13 protein-coding genes are annotated in these 16,100 nt (G+C 63.7%); all 13 read left to right on the top strand.

Annotation, left to right across the window (positions count from 1 at the left end; genetic code table 11):
- Nucleotides 1–5 precede the first annotated feature (5 nt).
- The 13 genes from mraY (at nucleotide 6) to ileS (ending at nucleotide 16,030) form a co-directional block, all read left to right on the top strand.
- The gene (gene mraY, locus M3G19_RS03370) at nucleotides 6–1,118 is read left to right on the top strand and encodes a phospho-N-acetylmuramoyl-pentapeptide-transferase (RefSeq protein ID WP_259900439.1); all 1,113 of its coding nucleotides are present in this window, start codon (nucleotides 6–8) and stop codon (nucleotides 1,116–1,118) included.
- Nucleotides 1,115–2,563 carry a UDP-N-acetylmuramoyl-L-alanine--D-glutamate ligase gene (murD, locus tag M3G19_RS03365; RefSeq protein WP_259900438.1) on the top strand — a complete coding sequence of 483 codons (1,449 nt, stop codon included), beginning with the start codon at nucleotides 1,115–1,117 and terminating at the stop codon, nucleotides 2,561–2,563. Before mraY ends, murD begins: the two co-directional genes overlap by 4 nt.
- 136 nt (nucleotides 2,564–2,699) lie before the next feature.
- Nucleotides 2,700–4,223 (top strand): FtsW/RodA/SpoVE family cell cycle protein, encoded by a 1,524-nt coding sequence (locus M3G19_RS03360; RefSeq protein WP_259900822.1) that lies wholly within the window; start codon nucleotides 2,700–2,702, stop codon nucleotides 4,221–4,223.
- A gap of 21 nt (nucleotides 4,224–4,244) precedes the next feature.
- The gene (locus M3G19_RS03355) at nucleotides 4,245–5,315 is read left to right on the top strand and encodes a glycosyltransferase (protein ID WP_259900437.1); all 1,071 of its coding nucleotides are present in this window, start codon (nucleotides 4,245–4,247) and stop codon (nucleotides 5,313–5,315) included.
- Complete coding sequence (gene murC / locus M3G19_RS03350; protein WP_396121739.1) at nucleotides 5,309–6,817, top strand: UDP-N-acetylmuramate--L-alanine ligase; 1,509 nt, start codon at nucleotides 5,309–5,311, stop codon at nucleotides 6,815–6,817. The genes M3G19_RS03355 and murC overlap by 7 nt, the downstream gene beginning before the upstream one ends.
- A 6-nt stretch (nucleotides 6,818–6,823) precedes the next feature.
- Nucleotides 6,824–7,603 carry a cell division protein FtsQ/DivIB gene (locus M3G19_RS03345; RefSeq protein ID WP_259900435.1) on the top strand — a complete coding sequence of 260 codons (780 nt, stop codon included), beginning with the start codon at nucleotides 6,824–6,826 and terminating at the stop codon, nucleotides 7,601–7,603.
- Nucleotides 7,604–7,773: 170 nt separating this feature from the next.
- Nucleotides 7,774–9,078: a cell division protein FtsZ gene (gene ftsZ, locus M3G19_RS03340; RefSeq protein ID WP_259900434.1), complete on the top strand. Its 1,305-nt coding sequence runs from the start codon at nucleotides 7,774–7,776 to the stop codon at nucleotides 9,076–9,078.
- A 14-nt stretch (nucleotides 9,079–9,092) separates the two neighbouring features.
- Nucleotides 9,093–9,842 (top strand): peptidoglycan editing factor PgeF, encoded by a 750-nt coding sequence (gene pgeF, locus M3G19_RS03335; protein WP_259900433.1) that lies wholly within the window; start codon nucleotides 9,093–9,095, stop codon nucleotides 9,840–9,842.
- Complete coding sequence (locus tag M3G19_RS03330) at nucleotides 9,843–10,580, top strand: YggS family pyridoxal phosphate-dependent enzyme (RefSeq protein ID WP_259900432.1); 738 nt, start codon at nucleotides 9,843–9,845, stop codon at nucleotides 10,578–10,580. It abuts the gene before it with no gap.
- Between the two features lie 55 nt (nucleotides 10,581–10,635).
- Nucleotides 10,636–11,094, top strand: a complete 459-nt coding sequence (locus M3G19_RS03325; RefSeq protein ID WP_210571620.1) for a cell division protein SepF — start codon at nucleotides 10,636–10,638, stop codon at nucleotides 11,092–11,094.
- A 54-nt stretch (nucleotides 11,095–11,148) separates the two neighbouring features.
- On the top strand, nucleotides 11,149–11,433 hold the full coding sequence (locus M3G19_RS03320; RefSeq protein WP_259900809.1) for a YggT family protein: 285 nt from the start codon (nucleotides 11,149–11,151) through the stop codon (nucleotides 11,431–11,433).
- A 164-nt stretch (nucleotides 11,434–11,597) separates the two neighbouring features.
- A complete protein-coding gene (locus M3G19_RS03315) occupies nucleotides 11,598–12,560 on the top strand; it encodes a DivIVA domain-containing protein (protein WP_259900431.1) in 963 nt (320 codons plus the stop codon).
- A gap of 305 nt (nucleotides 12,561–12,865) precedes the next feature.
- The gene (gene ileS, locus M3G19_RS03310; RefSeq protein WP_259900430.1) at nucleotides 12,866–16,030 is read left to right on the top strand and encodes an isoleucine--tRNA ligase; all 3,165 of its coding nucleotides are present in this window, start codon (nucleotides 12,866–12,868) and stop codon (nucleotides 16,028–16,030) included.
- Nucleotides 16,031–16,100 lie beyond the last annotated feature (70 nt).

Here is a 16,100-nt window from a genome sequence, read left to right as displayed (position 1 = left end):
CAACCATGACCCAGATCATCATGTCGGGGGCTATCAGCTTCCTCGTCGCAATCTTCACCACACCGCTGTTGATCCGGTACTTCACCAATGCTGGAAAAGGTCAGGAAATCCGTGAGGACGGTCCGGCCTCCCACATCCGCAAACGCGGCACGCCGACGATGGGCGGCATCGCGATCCTGCTCGGCATTCTCGTCGCCTATCTCGTCGTGGGCATCTGGGGGCAGGCCACTGGCCATGGGGGCTTCACCGCTTCCGGTCTGCTGGTGCTGGGGTTGACCATGTGTCTGGGCCTGCTCGGTTTCGCCGATGACGGAATCAAGCTCTTCTTCAACCGCAACCTCGGGCTGAATAAGACCGCGAAGCTTATCGGCCAGCTCGTGGTGTCGCTCGTTTTCGGCTTCCTGCTCCTGCAGTTCCCGCAGGACCGCACCGGCCTGACACCGGGTTCGACGAAGCTGAGCTTCATCCGCGACATCGAGACCTTCGATATCGCCGTCGGTGGCGCAGTGCTGGGCACCATCTTCTTTTTGATCTTCATCTACTTCCTCATCGCCGCATGGTCGAATGCGGTGAACTTGACCGACGGCCTCGACGGGCTCGCTGCCGGTTCCACCTCGCTGGTGATGTTCGGCTACACCTTGATCACCTTCTGGCAGTTCCGGAATTCCTGCGCCCAAGCGCCTGGTGCCGGCTGCTACGACGTGCGCGATCCGCTCGATTTGGCGGTGTTGTGTTCCGCAGGCCTCGGCGCCTGCATCGGCTTCCTGTGGTGGAATGCCGCGCCCGCGAAGATTTTCATGGGCGATACCGGTTCTTTGGCTCTCGGCGGACTGGTGGCCGGCGTGTCCATCGCCAGCCGCACCGAGGTTCTGATGGTCGTCATCGGTGCCCTGTTCGTCATGGAGGCCGCGTCCGTGGTCATTCAGGTGCTGGTGTTCAAGACCAGCGGTAAGCGCGTGTTCCGCATGGCGCCGTTCCACCACCACTTTGAAAACGGTGGCTGGGCAGAGACCACCGTGGTGGTCCGTTTCTGGGTCATGTGCGCCATCGCCGTCGTCCTCGGCCTGGCTGTGTTCTACACCGACTGGCTCTCCGCTACCGGAGTGAATCTGGCATGAGCGACAGCATTCACTCCACCACGAGCGTGAACGGGACTTTCTCCATCCTGCTTTCCGGCGGAGTTCTCGTCGCCGGAGCCGGAGTGTCCGGCATGGGAACCGCGAAGCTGCTTCGTGAGGCGGGCGTTTTCTTTGCCGTCGCCGACGACAACGAAGCTAACCGCGCAGCCGTGCACGAAGCGACCGGCTGCCGCACCATGACGACGGCGGAAGCCGCCGAGCGGGTCACCGAGTACCCGCTCGTGGTCACCTCTCCGGGTTGGCGCCCGAATTCTCCGCTCCTCCTCGCCGCGCAGGACATGGACTGCACGGTGATCGGCGATGTCGAGCTGTGCTTCCTGCTCGACCAGAACAGCTTCTTCGGCCCGCCGCGCGACTGGCTCGTGGTCACCGGCACCAACGGCAAGACGACCACGACGGGCATGCTCGCCCGCATCATGGAGGAAGCGGGGACATACACCGGTAAGCGCGCGACTGCCTGCGGCAATATCGGTATCGCGGTCGGCGACGCGCTGTTGAGCACACCGCGCATCGACGTCCTTGTCGCGGAACTGTCCAGCTTTCAGCTCCACTGGTCGCACGACCTCACCGCTGATGCCGGCGTGCTGCTCAACCTCGCCGACGACCACATCGACTGGCACGGCAGCTTCGACGCCTACGCGGAAGCGAAAGCGAAAGTCTTTAGCTATTCGACAGCCGTCGCTGGCATCGACGACGAGCACGTGCGGAGCTACGCCGAGAAATCCGGCCGCGCGGACATCATCGGTTTCACGCTCAACGAACCGCAGGACAACCAGGTCGGCATCATCGACGGCACGATTGTCTCGCGGATCGGATCAGCGACGACTGAGATCACGCGTATCGACGGCATCGAGCCCGCTGGTACCGCCGGCACGCTCGATGCGCTGGCCGCTGCGGCTGTGGCTATTACCCGTGGCGCCACCCCGGAACAGATCGACCGCGCATTGCACTCCTACGAAGTGTCGGGGCACAGGGGAGCGGTAGTTCACTCCGACAACAGCATCGACTGGATCGATAACTCCAAAGCGACCAACCCCCATGCGGCAGATTCGGCCCTCAACGGTGTCGAAGGACAGATCGTGTGGATTGCGGGCGGCCGGCTCAAGGGCGCTGAGATCGACCAGCTTGTCGCCGACCATGTGCAGCAATTCAGGGCAGTCGCTTTGCTGGGGGTGGACAGGGAAGAGATCGCACGCGCCGTCGATAAGCATGCCCCCGAAATTCCTGTCTTCCTGACAGATAGCGTGGACCCCGAAGAAGCTATGCGTGATGTCGTGGAATTCGCGGCGGAGCAGGCTCGCCCGGGTGACTCGGTGATCCTCGCGCCAGCTGCCGCGAGCCTGGATATGTACTCGGGAATGGCGCAGCGCGGAAATATCTTCGCTGACGCTGCGCGCGCCCTCGCCGGAAAACGCGACGTTTAAGGCAATCTGAAACACGATGACCACAGCAGCTCAGCGCCCACCACGGCCACACCAGCCCCGTAAGCCGCATGCGAAACAGGCACAGCGGCCTACGCGACCGCGCCAGCGTGCCGCTGCCGGGCAGCACTCGTCCGGCATGGCGCGTGCGCTGTCCCGCATGAACGCGTGGATGGATGCGCGTCCGCTGCTCGATTACACGATGGTGCGCACGATTGTGCTCGTGCTCGCCGGTCTCGGCGTGGTCATGGTGACCAGCTCCTCGATGACCTGGTCCGCGCTCAACGATTCTTCCGTATGGGCCCAGCCGCTCAAGCAGGTCATCGTCGTCTCATTGGGTCTGTTCATGTTCTGGGTGGCGCTGCAAATTCCTCCCGAGCGGGTGCAGAAGATCGCGCTAGTCCTGATGGTGATATCGATTCTGCTGCTGATCGCGGTGCTCCTGCCCGGCGTGGGCACCGGGCGTGAGGAAGTGGGCTCCCAGTCGTGGATCTATATCGGCGGCTTCCAGCTGCAACCTTCGGAGGTGGCCAGGGTAGCCATCTGTGTGTGGGGTGCGTCGATTCTGGCGAATAAGGACCCGCGCCGCATGTTCGACATGACCAACGGCTTCGTACCGTTCGCCGCCGTCGCGGTGCTGTGCGTCGGGCTCATTGCCGCGCAGGGCGACCTGGGCATGGCTGTGTCGTTCTGTATCGTCGTCGCATTCATCCTCGTCTTCGCGGGCATTTCCTGGAAATTCATCGGCGTTGTCGCGGCTTTCGGCGTACTGCTCTTCGCTGGCGTCATGGCTGCCGGCGGCTACCGTTCCCAACGCTTCCACGTCTACTTCGATGCGCTCTTCGGCCATTTCGAAGACACCCGCGGCGTGGCGTTCCAGTCCTACCAGGGCTTCTTGTCGCTGGCGGACGGTTCCTTGTTCGGTGTCGGTCTCGGCCAGTCCCGCGCGAAGTGGTTCTACCTCCCGGAGGCGAAGAACGACTTCATCTTCGCGGTCATCGGCGAGGAACTCGGCCTGTGGGGCGGGGCCTTGGTGATCATCCTGTTCACCATGCTGCTCTTCTTCGGTCTGCGCACCGCGCGTCTTGCCGCGAACCAGTACCAGGCTCTTCTGGCGGCCTCGATCACCACTGGAATTGTCTCCCAGGCATTCATCAATATCGGTTATGTCATCGGCCTGCTTCCGGTGACCGGTATTCAGCTGCCCATGATCTCCGCCGGCGGCACCTCAGCAGTGATCACCCTCGGTGCAATGGGCCTGGTCGCCTCCGTCTCCCGTCACGAGCCGGGTGCTGTGTCCTCGATGCAGAACTATGGCCGGCCGTTGTTCGACCGTCTCTTCTTCCTCCGCGAGCCGACTGCGAGCGAGCCCCGTCAGCGCGCCGCCGCACGCCCGGGGAAGAAGCAGCAGACGAATGACAGCCGCTACGGCACCCCGGTCACTGCGCGTCGCCGTCCCGCGCCGGAGGCACGCGCAGCCCAACACGAAGGACAGCGGCAGGGCCGTGCTCAGGCCCCTACCCGCAGCAGTGGCCGCGGCGATGTCCGTGGCGGTGCCCGCACTGGCGCACGTCCGGCGGCCCGGACGCGATACGATGAGCCACGCGCGCGACGTGAGCCCCGGAACCACCGGAACGCACACGACACCCGCCGCGCCGGATAGTAAAGGCGGTTGAATCACCCAGTGACAGCACCACACATCGTGGTGGCCGGCGGCGGCACTGCCGGCCACATTGAACCAGCTTTGGCAGTGGCGGAAGTCCTGCGCGACTCCTTCGGTGCCGAGGTCACCGCGTTGGGCACCGAGAAGGGCCTGGAGACGACGATCATTCCCGCCCGCGGTTTCCCGCTCGAGCTCATCGAGCCGGTGCCGATCCCGCGCAAGAAGCCGCTGAAGCTGCTCGGCGTGCCCGCGAAGCTCATTCGCTCCGTGGCACAGACTCGCGCGGCGCTGAAGAAGGCCAAGGCTGACGCGGTTTTCGGCACCGGCGGCTATGTGTCCGCTTCTGCATATCTGGCAGCGAAATCGCTCCGCATTCCCTTCTATGTGCTGGAGACCAACGCGCTGGCGGGCATGGCGAACAAGCTCGGCGTGAAGCTCGGCGGCACCGGTTTCAATGCCGTGCCTCATTCAGGCATGCCAGGCGAGGTCCTCGGCATTCCCGTCCGCCCGGGTGTCGGTGTGGACACCGACGGTGTGAAGGCGGAGCGCGGCTACAAAATGTGGAATCTGGATCCACAGCGCCCGACGGTGCTGGTGACCGGCGGCTCGCAAGGAGCACGCAGCATCAATACCGCCCTCGAAGGAGCGGTCGGCCCGCTTGTTGACGCCGGCTATCAGGTGCTGCACGCCTACGGCCGGAAGAATGACGCGCCGGCCGAGCACGACCACTACACGGCTGTGCCGTACATCGACGACATGGAAGCGGCCTACGCTGTCGCCGACGTGGTCATTTGCCGGTCGGGCGCAATGACGGTGGCGGAGAATTCTGCGGCGGGCGTCCCCGCGATCTACATTCCGCTGCCGCACGGCAACGGAGAGCAAGGCCTCAATTCGGCGCATGTCGTCGAGGCGGGGGCGGCAGTGCGTATCGACGACGCCGACCTGACCCCTGAGGCCCTCGTCGACGCTGTGACTGACATTCTCGGCCCCGGCGGTACCGCTTCTGCCATGCGTGCGGCGTTGGATGACTCCGGGGCAGGCAATGCGGCGGAGGAAATCGCTCGGCGCATCATCGGAGAAAGGACATCATGACTTCTGCGGCACCCATCGACCTCTCCCGGGTCCACCTGATCGGCATTGGCGGTTCCGGCATGTCGGGCGTTGCCCGCATCTTGCTTGACCGCGGCTCTGTGGTCACGGGCTCCGATGTGAAAGACTCCCGCCCCGTCCGTGCTCTGCGCGCGCAGGGCGCCACCATTGCGGTGGGGCACGCGGCGGAGAACCTCGAACTGTCTGGGCAGTTGCCGACTGTCGTGGTGACGAGTTTCGCGGCCATTCCGAAAGACAACCCGGAGCTTCTTGCCGCCGCGGAGCACGGCATTCCGGTGATCCGCCGCTCGGATTTGCTGGGCGAGCTCATGGAGGGCTACACCCAAGTCCTCTTCGCCGGCACCCACGGCAAGACATCGACGACGTCGATGGCGGTCGTCGCCCTTCAGGCAGCGGGGGAGGACCCCTCCTTCGCCATCGGCGGTCAACTCAACCGGGCTGGCACGAACGCGCACCACGGCAGCGGCCATATCTTCGTGGCGGAAGCTGATGAATCCGATGCGTCGCTGCTGCGCTACCGCCCGTCGGTCGCCGTGATCACGAATATCGAGCCGGATCACCTCGACTATTTCGGCAATGCGGAAAGCTACTACCAAGTCTTCGACGAATTTGCGGACCGCCTTCCCGACGATGGCACGCTGGTTGTCTGCCTCGACGATGAGGCGACGGTGCGGTGCGGCCTGCGCGCGCAGGAGCGCGGAATCACCGTGCTGGGCTACGGCACGGACACCGCAGCTGCCCGTCACCCGGAGATCCCGGCTGGAGCGGTGATCACCGACGAGTCCGCAGACGGCCACCTCACCGAGGTCGCCGTTGACTTGCGCCTCCAAGGCCACGAGGGCACGGTGGCGTACCACCTCGCGCTGCCCGGCCGTCACATGGTGCTCAATTCCGCTGCGGCGCTGTTGTCCTGTGCGATCGCTGGCGCGGATCCCGTCAAGCTCGCCGAGGGTCTGAGCAGCTTCACCGGTGTGCGCCGTCGCTTCGAGCTGCGCGGGGAGATCACCGCGGGGCCGCAGACCGGCACCCGGGTCTACGACGATTACGCGCACCACCCGACGGAGGTGCACGCCGTTTTGTCCGCCGCGCGCGGCAAGGTCGAGTCCGAAGGCAACGGCGCCCGCGTCGTCGTGTGCTTCCAACCTCACCTGTACTCGCGCACGCAGGCCTTCGCGCAGGAATTCGCCGAGGCGCTTTCGCTTGCCGACGCCGCCGTGGTCCTCGACATCTTCGGCGCCCGCGAAGCTCCTGTGGAAGGAGTGGATTCCCGAATCATTACCCAGCACATTGCCGATGGCACTGAGACTGTTTATGAGCCGGATTTCTCCCGCGCGCCTGCCACTGTGCGCTCCGTGACCCAGCCGGGCGACGTTGTGATCACCATGGGCGCCGGCACCGTCACCATGCTCGCCGACCCGATCCTCGAGGCGCTGGCGGGCACTGACACAGCCAACGGTTCCACCGACGGCGAGGAAGCGAAATAAACACCCATGTCCACAGCCGTGAACCCGTCCAACAGCGATGATCGGAAAGACGATCGCACCCTTGAAAGCGGACGTCCGAAGAGCCAAAACCGGCAGCGCCGTAATGCTGCCCGCGGCCGCCGTGAGCTGCCGTGGCGTCGGATCGCGGGGGTCACGGCAGTCGGTGTGGTCGTCCTGGCGCTGTTGTGGGCGATCGTCTATTTCACGCCGTTGTTCTCTGTGAAGAACGTGGCGGTGGAAGGCAACGAGCACCTCGACGAAGAGACAGTCGTCTCCGCCGCTGGCGTCGCCGAGGGCACGCCCTTAGCGCAGGTGAATATGCGCCAGACGGCGTCGAATGTGGTCTCCCTGCCGTGGGTGAAATCCGCGACTGCAACGCGGAAATGGCCGTCGACAATCTCCGTGAAGGTGGAGGAGAACACCGCCGTCGCATACCGCGCCGCGTCGGACGGCACCCACCTCATTGACCCAGAGGGCAAGGAATTCGCGGTCGACACTCCGCCGGAGGACGCAGTGGAGCTGACCGGCGCTGCTGATTCAGATGAATCCGTGCGCAAAGACGCCGTGGACATCGCCGCGGCGCTCAGCGAGAACGGGCGCGCCGCGGTGATATCCATCGAGGCGAAGTCGAAATACCAATTCGTGCTCAATCTCAAAGACGACCGCACCGTCGTGTGGGGCGCGAGCGAAGACAACAAAAATAAATCCCTGGCGTTGGACACCGTGCTTCAGCGCGAAGGAAAAGAATTCAACGTGACCAACCCGCGGCAGATCACCGTCAAATAGAGACGTTCAAATAGAGACGTTTCTGTAAAAACCCAGGTCATAAACCCTAAAGTACAGGTTGAGGGTGCCGACACGCCGAAAGAATTCGCCGAAATGCCGCATCGTTTAGTCATGATGGGAGGCGTCTTTGAATCACATGTCCCCGTTATCTGAAAGGCGAGCACACACCCATGACCTCACCTAGCAACTACCTCGCCATGATCCGCGTTGTCGGTGTCGGCGGCGGCGGTGTCAACGCAGTGAACCGCATGATCGAAGAGGGCCTGAAGGGTGTCGAGTTCGTCGCCATCAACACGGACTCCCAGGCACTCCTGTTCACCGATGCGGACACCAAGCTCGACATTGGCCGTGAGGCGACCCGCGGTCTCGGCGCAGGCGCTAACCCGGAGGTCGGCCGCACCTCCGCTGAGGACCACAAGCAGGAGATCGAGGAATCCCTCAAGGGTTCCGACATGGTCTTCGTCACCGCCGGCGAGGGCGGCGGCACGGGTACGGGTGCGGCACCGGTCGTTGCCGGCATCGCCAAGAAGATGGGCGCACTCACCATCGGTGTGGTCACCCGACCGTTCTCCTTCGAGGGCAAGCGTCGCACCCGCCAGGCGCTCGAGGGTATCGACGCCCTGAAGGAAGTCTGCGACACCGTCATCGTCATTCCGAACGACCGCCTGCTGCAGCTGGGTGAAGCAGACCTGTCGATGATGGAAGCGTTCCGCGCTGCCGACGAGGTGCTCTACAACGGTGTTCAGGGCATCACGAACCTGATCACCATCCCGGGCATGATCAACGTCGACTTCGCCGACGTCCGCTCCGTCATGGCCGATGCCGGCTCCGCACTCATGGGCGTGGGCTCGGCCCGCGGTGAGAACCGCGTCATGGCCGCCACCGAGCAGGCCATCAACTCCCCGCTGCTGGAGACCACCATGGAGGGCGCCAAGGGCGTGCTCATCTCCGTGGCCGGCGGTTCCGATCTCGGCCTCATGGAAGTCAACAACGCCGCCTCCATCGTCGAGGAGAAGGCCGACGAAGACGCCAACATCATCTTCGGCACGATCATCGACGACAACCTGGGCGACGAGGTCCGCGTGACCATCATCGCCACCGGCTTCGACGAGAAGGCCAACGCTCGCCCGCAGGCACCGGGCCAGGAGCAGGCAGGCCAGGGCTCCACCCAGGTTGTGGAGACCCAGCAGGTCCAGGTTGAGCCGGCCGCTGCCGCCGAGACCCCGACTCCGGCACCGTCCTCGAGCTCCCTGTTCGAGTCCAGCGACCGCCAGGAACCCGCTGACGCACCGGTGGCCGAGGAGTACACGCCGCGCCACCGCTACGACGAATCCCGTGGCGGCCTGTTCACCAATTCCGACCGTAGCTCCGACCGCGACTACGACCGTGAGTACCGCACGACCCGCCGCTACGAGGACACCCGCGATTCCCGCGGCGGCGATGACGACCTCGACGTGCCGGACTTCCTCCGGTAGTAGCCTTGGGTGTCATGATTGACACCACCAGTCGCCCCGTCCGCATGCTGTTCACCAGCCGTGCGGGCGGGGTTTCTGCATCCCCGTATGATTCCTTCAACCTCGGCGATCACGTCGGCGACGACGAGCAGGCAGTCTCAGCTAACCGTGCGCGTCTCGCCGATATCGCCGGCCTTAAGCCAGAGCAGTTCGTATGGATGGAGCAGTTGCACACCAATAACGTCACCGTCGTCGACGGGCCGCAGGGTGGACCAGTCGAGGCGACCGACGCGATCGTGACCACCAAACAGAACCTGGCGTTGTGCGTGCTGGTCGCCGACTGCGTTCCAGTGTTGTTGTCTGACCACAATGCCGGGGTAGTGGCGGCAGTGCACGCCGGACGACTCGGCGCCCGCAACGGGATCGTGCCACGCGCGGTGGAGAAAATGCGAGAGCTCGGCGCAGAACCTGCGAATATTCAAGCGCTCCTCGGACCCGCCGCGGCGGGCGAATCCTACGAGGTGCCGCAGGAAATGGCCGATGATGTGGAGAAACACCTGCCGGGCTCCCGCACACGGACCAAGAAGGGCACGCCGGGGTTGGATATTCGCGCCGGCTTGGTGCGGCAGTTGATGGCGGCGGGCGTGACCCACATCGATGCGGATCCGCGCGATACCGTCACCGATGAATCCTTCTTCTCCTACCGGCGTGAAGGCACCACTGGGCGACAGGCGGGCGTGATCTGGTTGACGGGCAAATCTTTTGATTCCGGGGAGGAGGACTAAGTGGAATTCACCGACGAGCGTCGCGATGAGATCGCAGCGAAATGGGAGCAACTCCAGGCCCAGGTGCGCGCGGCCGAAGAAAAAGCAGGCCGGATGCCCGGCAGCGTGAGCATTCTTCCGGTCACCAAATTCCACCCGGCATCCGATGTCGCCGTGCTTGCGGAACTGGGCATTGACCTCGTGGGGGAGAACCGCGAACAAGAGGCGCGCGGCAAGGTCGAGGAACTCACCGCCGCCGGAGTAGAGATGCGTTTCGCGATGATCGGCCAGATTCAATCCAAAAAGGCGAATGCCGTCGCGCGGTGGGCGAGCGAAGTCCATTCCGTGGATTCAGTGAAGCTCGCAGGTGGCCTTGACCGCGGCATGGCGCTCGCGCTGGAGCGCGGCGACCGCACCACAGACACCCTGCCCTGTCTGATCCAGCTGTCATTCGACGACGACACCAACCGCGGGGGAGTGCCACACGACGACGCGGAACTGCTTGATTCCGTGGTCACCGCTGTCGATACGGCCGAGCATTTGCTTTTCGACGGCTTCATGGTGGTCCCGCCCCGTGAAGCCGAGCCGGGGGAGGTGTTCGCGGCGTCGAAAAGCATTTGCGATGCATACGCGGAAAAGCTCGGCCGTTCCCTGCGGCTGTCAGCGGGAATGTCCGGTGATTTTGAAGATGCAATTGCTCACGGATCGACCGTCGTGCGTGTCGGAACCGGGCTGTTAGGAGCACGGCCCGTAGGCTGACGAACAACGCTAGATCGACTCCCTAAAACAGCCCGCGAACAGGAGACTTACGCGCATGTCCTTCTCTAACAGCCTCAAGGAATTCTTCGGCATCGGCCAGTACGACCCGGCAATGGACCCGTACTACGACGACCCGGCCTACGAAGAAGCTGGCGCCGGCGCGTACTCCCGCACCGCGACCGCTGCTGAGCCCCGCACCCGCGAGCGCGAGTACAGCTACGAGCCGCGCGACTACTCCGCGGCGATCATCAGCGTCCGTCCGCGCAACTACAACGACGCTAAGGAGATCGGCGAGCCGTTCCGCGATGGCGATGCAGTGGTCATGGACCTGTCCAACGTCGATAAGCCGACCGCAATGCGCCTGATCGACTTCGCTGCTGGCCTGTGCTTCGCTGCCCGCGGCAAGATGCACAAGCTGTCCCGCACCGGCGACGAGCACCTCGTGTTCGCCATCGTTCCGGAGAATGCGCGCACCACCGTCAGCGAGCTCGAGCGCGCCGCGCACATCCGTTAGTTCACCGCTAATTCATTTGGCGTACGCGCCTAGGTAGGGTGGGTTCCCGTGAATATGCTCGGAGCCGTTCTCTATTCAATCGTCGGTCTGTACACGCTTTTCGTGATCATCCGGCTGATCATCGAGATGATCCAGTCGTTCTCCAAGCACTTTGACCCGCCGCGCTGGTTCATGGTGGCGGGCGAGTTCTTCTTCGTTGTCACGGATCCGCCGATCAAACTCCTGCGCAAGTACATCCCGCCGCTGCCGCTCGGTGGCGTCGCGTTGGATGTCAGCGTGATCGTGCTGTTCCTCGCCCTCGCGGTGCTTCAAGCGTTGATCCGTGGCATCTTGCTGTAGTGACAAAACTGCAGTGCGGTTAAATCCCGGAAAATAAAATTCTGAAACTCACCCTCGGGTAAACGTTGAGGGTATAACTACTGTCAGCTAGGCTTTATGCCTAGACCAGTGCCACTGGCCCGATCGGGGCTGGCAAAAAACGTCATTACTTGAAGGGAACGCAAATGCCGCTGACACCAGCTGACGTGCACAATGTCGCTTTCAGCAAGCCGCCGATTGGCAAGCGTGGCTACAACGAGGACGAAGTCGATCAGTTCCTCGACCTCGTTGAGGACACTCTCGCCCAGCTGCAGGATGAGAACGACGATCTTCGCGCACGCATCGAGGAGCTCGGCTCCGGCAGCGGTGCACCGGCTGCGGCAGCTGTCGCTCAGCCGTCCAACCAGGTTGACGAGAATGCGATCCGCCAGGAGATCGAGGCTAAGCTCCGCAAGGAGTACGAGGCACGTCTGAAGGATGCCGAGGACGAGGCCAAGGCAGCCCGTTCCCGCGCCGAGGCCGCAGATGCCGAGATTCGCTCCGCACGCGAAGAGGCTGCGCAGGCACGCAAGCAGGCCGAGGCATCCCAGAAGAGCGACGCACAGGCTCAGGGCATTTCCCGCCCGGTCAGCCAGCAGCAGCCGAAGACCACCGGCGAGGCACACATCCAGGCCGCTCGCGTTCTCGAGCTGGCGCAGGAGACCGCCGACCGTCTCACCCGCGAGGCAGCCGAAGAGTCCGAGCGCGTTGTCGCCGATGCACGCGCCAACGCCACCACTCAGGTGTCCGACGCAGAGAAGAAGGCCGCCGAGACCACCAAGGCCGCCGAGCAGCGCGCTAGCCAGCTCGTCAGCGATGCTGAGCGCAAGGCTGAGGAGACCACCAACGACGCTAACTCCCGCGCCGAGGCACAGATCCGCCAGGCTGAGGAGCAGGCTTCCAAGCTGAAGAGCGACGCTGAGCGCAAGCACACCGAGATCATGAGCACGGTCAAGCAGCAGCAGACCGCACTCGAGTCCCGCATTGCCGAGCTGCGCACCTTCGAGCGCGAGTACCGCACCCGCCTGAAGACCCTGCTCGAGTCGCAGCTCGAGGAGCTGGAGACCCGCGGCACCTCCGCTCCGAGCGGCGACGTGAACCAGAAGTAGGCGCCAGCTTCTAGCACGCGCTTACGGGAATTGACCCGCCCCGATGTGGGCGGGCTTTTTCTATTGCAGCTACACTGACCCATGTCAGAACCAGACACGCATTGATCCGGCCATCACCGGGGAGCGTTTCCGGAAGAACAGCAGGCGGCTGCTTTTAGCCGCTGGCTCAGTAGAACCGGACGTGCATAGGGATACGTCAATCCTTCACCACAATGAAGTGGGAATTTCCCCATCCGGGAAGTTCCAAGCGGGGTGGTACCGCGCAGCCTGCTGCGTCCCCGCGCGATGATGTGCGTGGAGGAATCATGGCAGACAAGCAAGGTGTCGGCGGCGTGTACCCCAAGGTCGATATGACCGGGGGCTCGTCGAAATTCCCGGAGATGGAGCAGATCGTCCTGGATTATTGGAACCAGGACGGCACTTTCCAAGCCAGCCTTGAAAACCGCGAGGGCTGCGAGGAATACGTCTTCAACGACGGCCCGCCTTTCGCGAATGGCCTGCCGCACTATGGCCACCTGCTCACCGGTTATGTGAAGGACATCGTTCCGCGCTACCGCACCATGACGGGCTACCACGTACCGCGCGTCTTCGGGTGGGACTGCCACGGCCTGCCCGCCGAGCTTGAGGCAGAGAAGCAGCTGGGCATCACCGACAAGGCCCAGATTGAGGACATGGGTCTGGCCAAGTTCAACGAGTACTGCGGCAAGTCGGTGATGCACTATGCCGACGAGTGGGAGGACTACGTCACCCGCCAGGCGCGCTGGGTGGACTTCGACAACGGCTACAAGACGATGGATCCGGAGTACATGGAGTCCGTCATGTGGGCGTTCAAAGAGCTCTACGACAAAGGCCTGATCTACCAGGGCTTCCGCGTCCTGCCGTATTCCTGGGCCGAGCACACACCGTTGTCGAACCAGGAGACGCGCCTCGACGACGCGTACAAGGAGCGCCAGGATCCGACGGTCACCGTCACGTTCCCGATCAAGGACGCCAATGGGCACGAGGAGCTTATCGACGCCGCCTTCATCGGCTGGACCACCACCCCCTGGACGACGCCGTCGAACTTGGCTCTCGCTGTGGGGCCGGAGATCGAGTACGCACTGGTGCGCGTGGGCGAAGACACCTCCGTGCCGGAATTCGCTGGTGCGAAGCTGGTCTTGGCGTCTGACCTGATCAAGGCCTACGCCAAGGAGCTGGGGGAGAACCCGGAGGTGCTGGCCACCTACCGCGGAACCGATTTGGAGGGTGTCACCTACGAGCCGCTCTTCGAGTACTTCGCCGACGAGCCGAATGCCTTCCAGGTGCTGCTGGCCGATTACGTCACCACGGAGGACGGCACCGGCGTCGTCCACCAGGCACCCGCCTTCGGTGAAGACGATATGAATACCTGCGAGAAGTACGGCATCGGCCTGGTCATCCCGGTCGACGCCGACGGCAAGTTCACCTCCCAGGTTCCCGAATACGAGGGCAAGCTCGTCTTCGACGCCAACCGCGACATCATCCGCGACCTCAAGGCCCGCGGCCGTGTCGTGCGCGACCAGACCATCGTTCACTCCTACCCGCACTCCTGGCGTTCCGGCGAGCCTTTGATCTACATGGCATTGCCAGCATGGTTCGTCAAGGTCGTCGATATCCGCGACCGCATGGTGGAGCTGAACCAGGAGATCGATTGGATCCCGTCGCACATCCGTGACGGCCAGTTCGGCAAGTGGCTGGAAGGCGCACGCGACTGGAATATCTCCCGCACCCGTTACTGGGGTTCCCCGGTGCCAGCCTGGGTCTCCGACAACCCGGAATACCCGCGCGTGGATGTCTACGGTTCCCTCGATGAGCTGGAGGCTGACTTCGGCGTCCGTCCCGAGTCGCTGCACCGCCCGTACATCGACGAGCTGACCCGCCCGAACCCGGACGATCCGACTGGGAAGTCCACCATGCGCCGCGTCCCGGATGTTCTGGACTGCTGGTTCGAGTCCGGCTCCATGCCATTTGCGCAGTACCACTACCCGTTCGAGAACAAGGAAGAATTCGACACCCGCCAGCCCGCGGACTTCATCGTCGAGTACTCCGGCCAGTCCCGCGGCTGGTTCTACGTCCAGCACGTGCTGTCCACCGCACTGTTTGACCGCGTGGCGTACAAGCAGGTCGTCGCCCACGGCATCGTGCTCGGCGAGGACGGCCTGAAGATGTCCAAGTCCAAGGGCAACTACCCGGACGTGAAGGAAGTCTTCGACCGCGATGGCTCGGATGCGATGCGCTGGTTCCTCATGTCCAGCCCGATCCTGCGCGGCGGCAACCTGATCGTCACCGAGCAGGGCATCCGCGACGGCGTGCGCCAAGCAATTCTGCCGTTCTGGAATGCCTACACGTTCTTGCAGCTCTACTCCGACCGTGAGGCAACCTGGGATACCAGCTCCGATAACGTGCTGGACCGCTACATCTTGGCCAAGCTGCACGACATGGTGAAGAACACCAGCTCAGCCCTCGAGTCCACAGATATCTCCGGTGCATGCGAGGAAGTCCGTCTCTTCGCCGACACTTTGACCAACTGGTACGTGCGCCGCTCCCGCGACCGCTTCTGGGCGGGCCAGGACGAGCACCCGGAGGCATTCAACACCCTCTACACCGTGCTCGAGGTCCTGGCCCGGACCGCGGCCCCGCTGCTGCCGTACATCACCGAGGTCATGTGGCGCGGTCTCACCGGCGAACGCTCCGTGCATCTTGCTGATTACCCGAACGCGGACGACTTCCCGGCCGACGACGAGCTCGTCGCCGCGATGGACACCACCCGCGCCGTGTGCTCCGCTGCGTCCTCGCTGCGCAAGGCGAAGAAGCTGCGTAACCGCCTGCCGCTGCCGGGCCTGAAGGTCGCCCTGCCGGAGGCGGACACACTCGCCCCGTTCGAGTCGGTCATCCGCGACGAGGTCAACGTGAAGAACGTCGAGCTCACCCAGGACGTCGCCTCCGCCGGTTCTTTCGACGTCGTCGTCAATGCGAAGGTCGCCGGCCCGAAGCTGGGCAAAGACGTCCAGCGCGCGATCAAGAACGTCAAGGCTGGCAACTACGTCCACGACGGGGAGAATGTCGTCGTCGACGGCGACCTGGTGCTCACTCCGGATCTGTACACCGAGCGCCTCGTCGCCGCGGACCCGGATTCCACCGCACGTGTGGAGGGCATGGATGGCCTCGTCGTCCTCGACACCACCCTCACCGAGGAGCTGGAGGCCGAGGGCTGGGCCGCCGATGTCATTCGCGGTCTGCAGGACGCCCGCAAGAACGAAGGCCTTGAAGTCTCCGACCGTATTTCGGTTACCCTCCACGTCCCAGCGGACAAGGAGGAGTGGGCCAACCGCCACGCCGACCACATTGCGGCTGAGACGCTCGCAACGTCGTTCACCGTCACCACCGACGCCGACGATGCCGGCCACAAGGTCCTCGACGGCGTCACCGCGAACGTGACCAAGAACGGCTAAATAGCCTGCTTACGCCAAACACCTATTCCAGAACACCTATTGACAAGGTCGCGGAGAACTCCTCCACGAC

The organism is Corynebacterium sp. p3-SID1194 (genome assembly GCF_025144155.1).
Lineage (GTDB): Bacteria > Actinomycetota > Actinomycetes > Mycobacteriales > Mycobacteriaceae > Corynebacterium.
The sequence above is the reverse complement of the archived record's forward strand: the minus strand, read 5'-3'. Positions and strand labels throughout refer to the sequence as shown.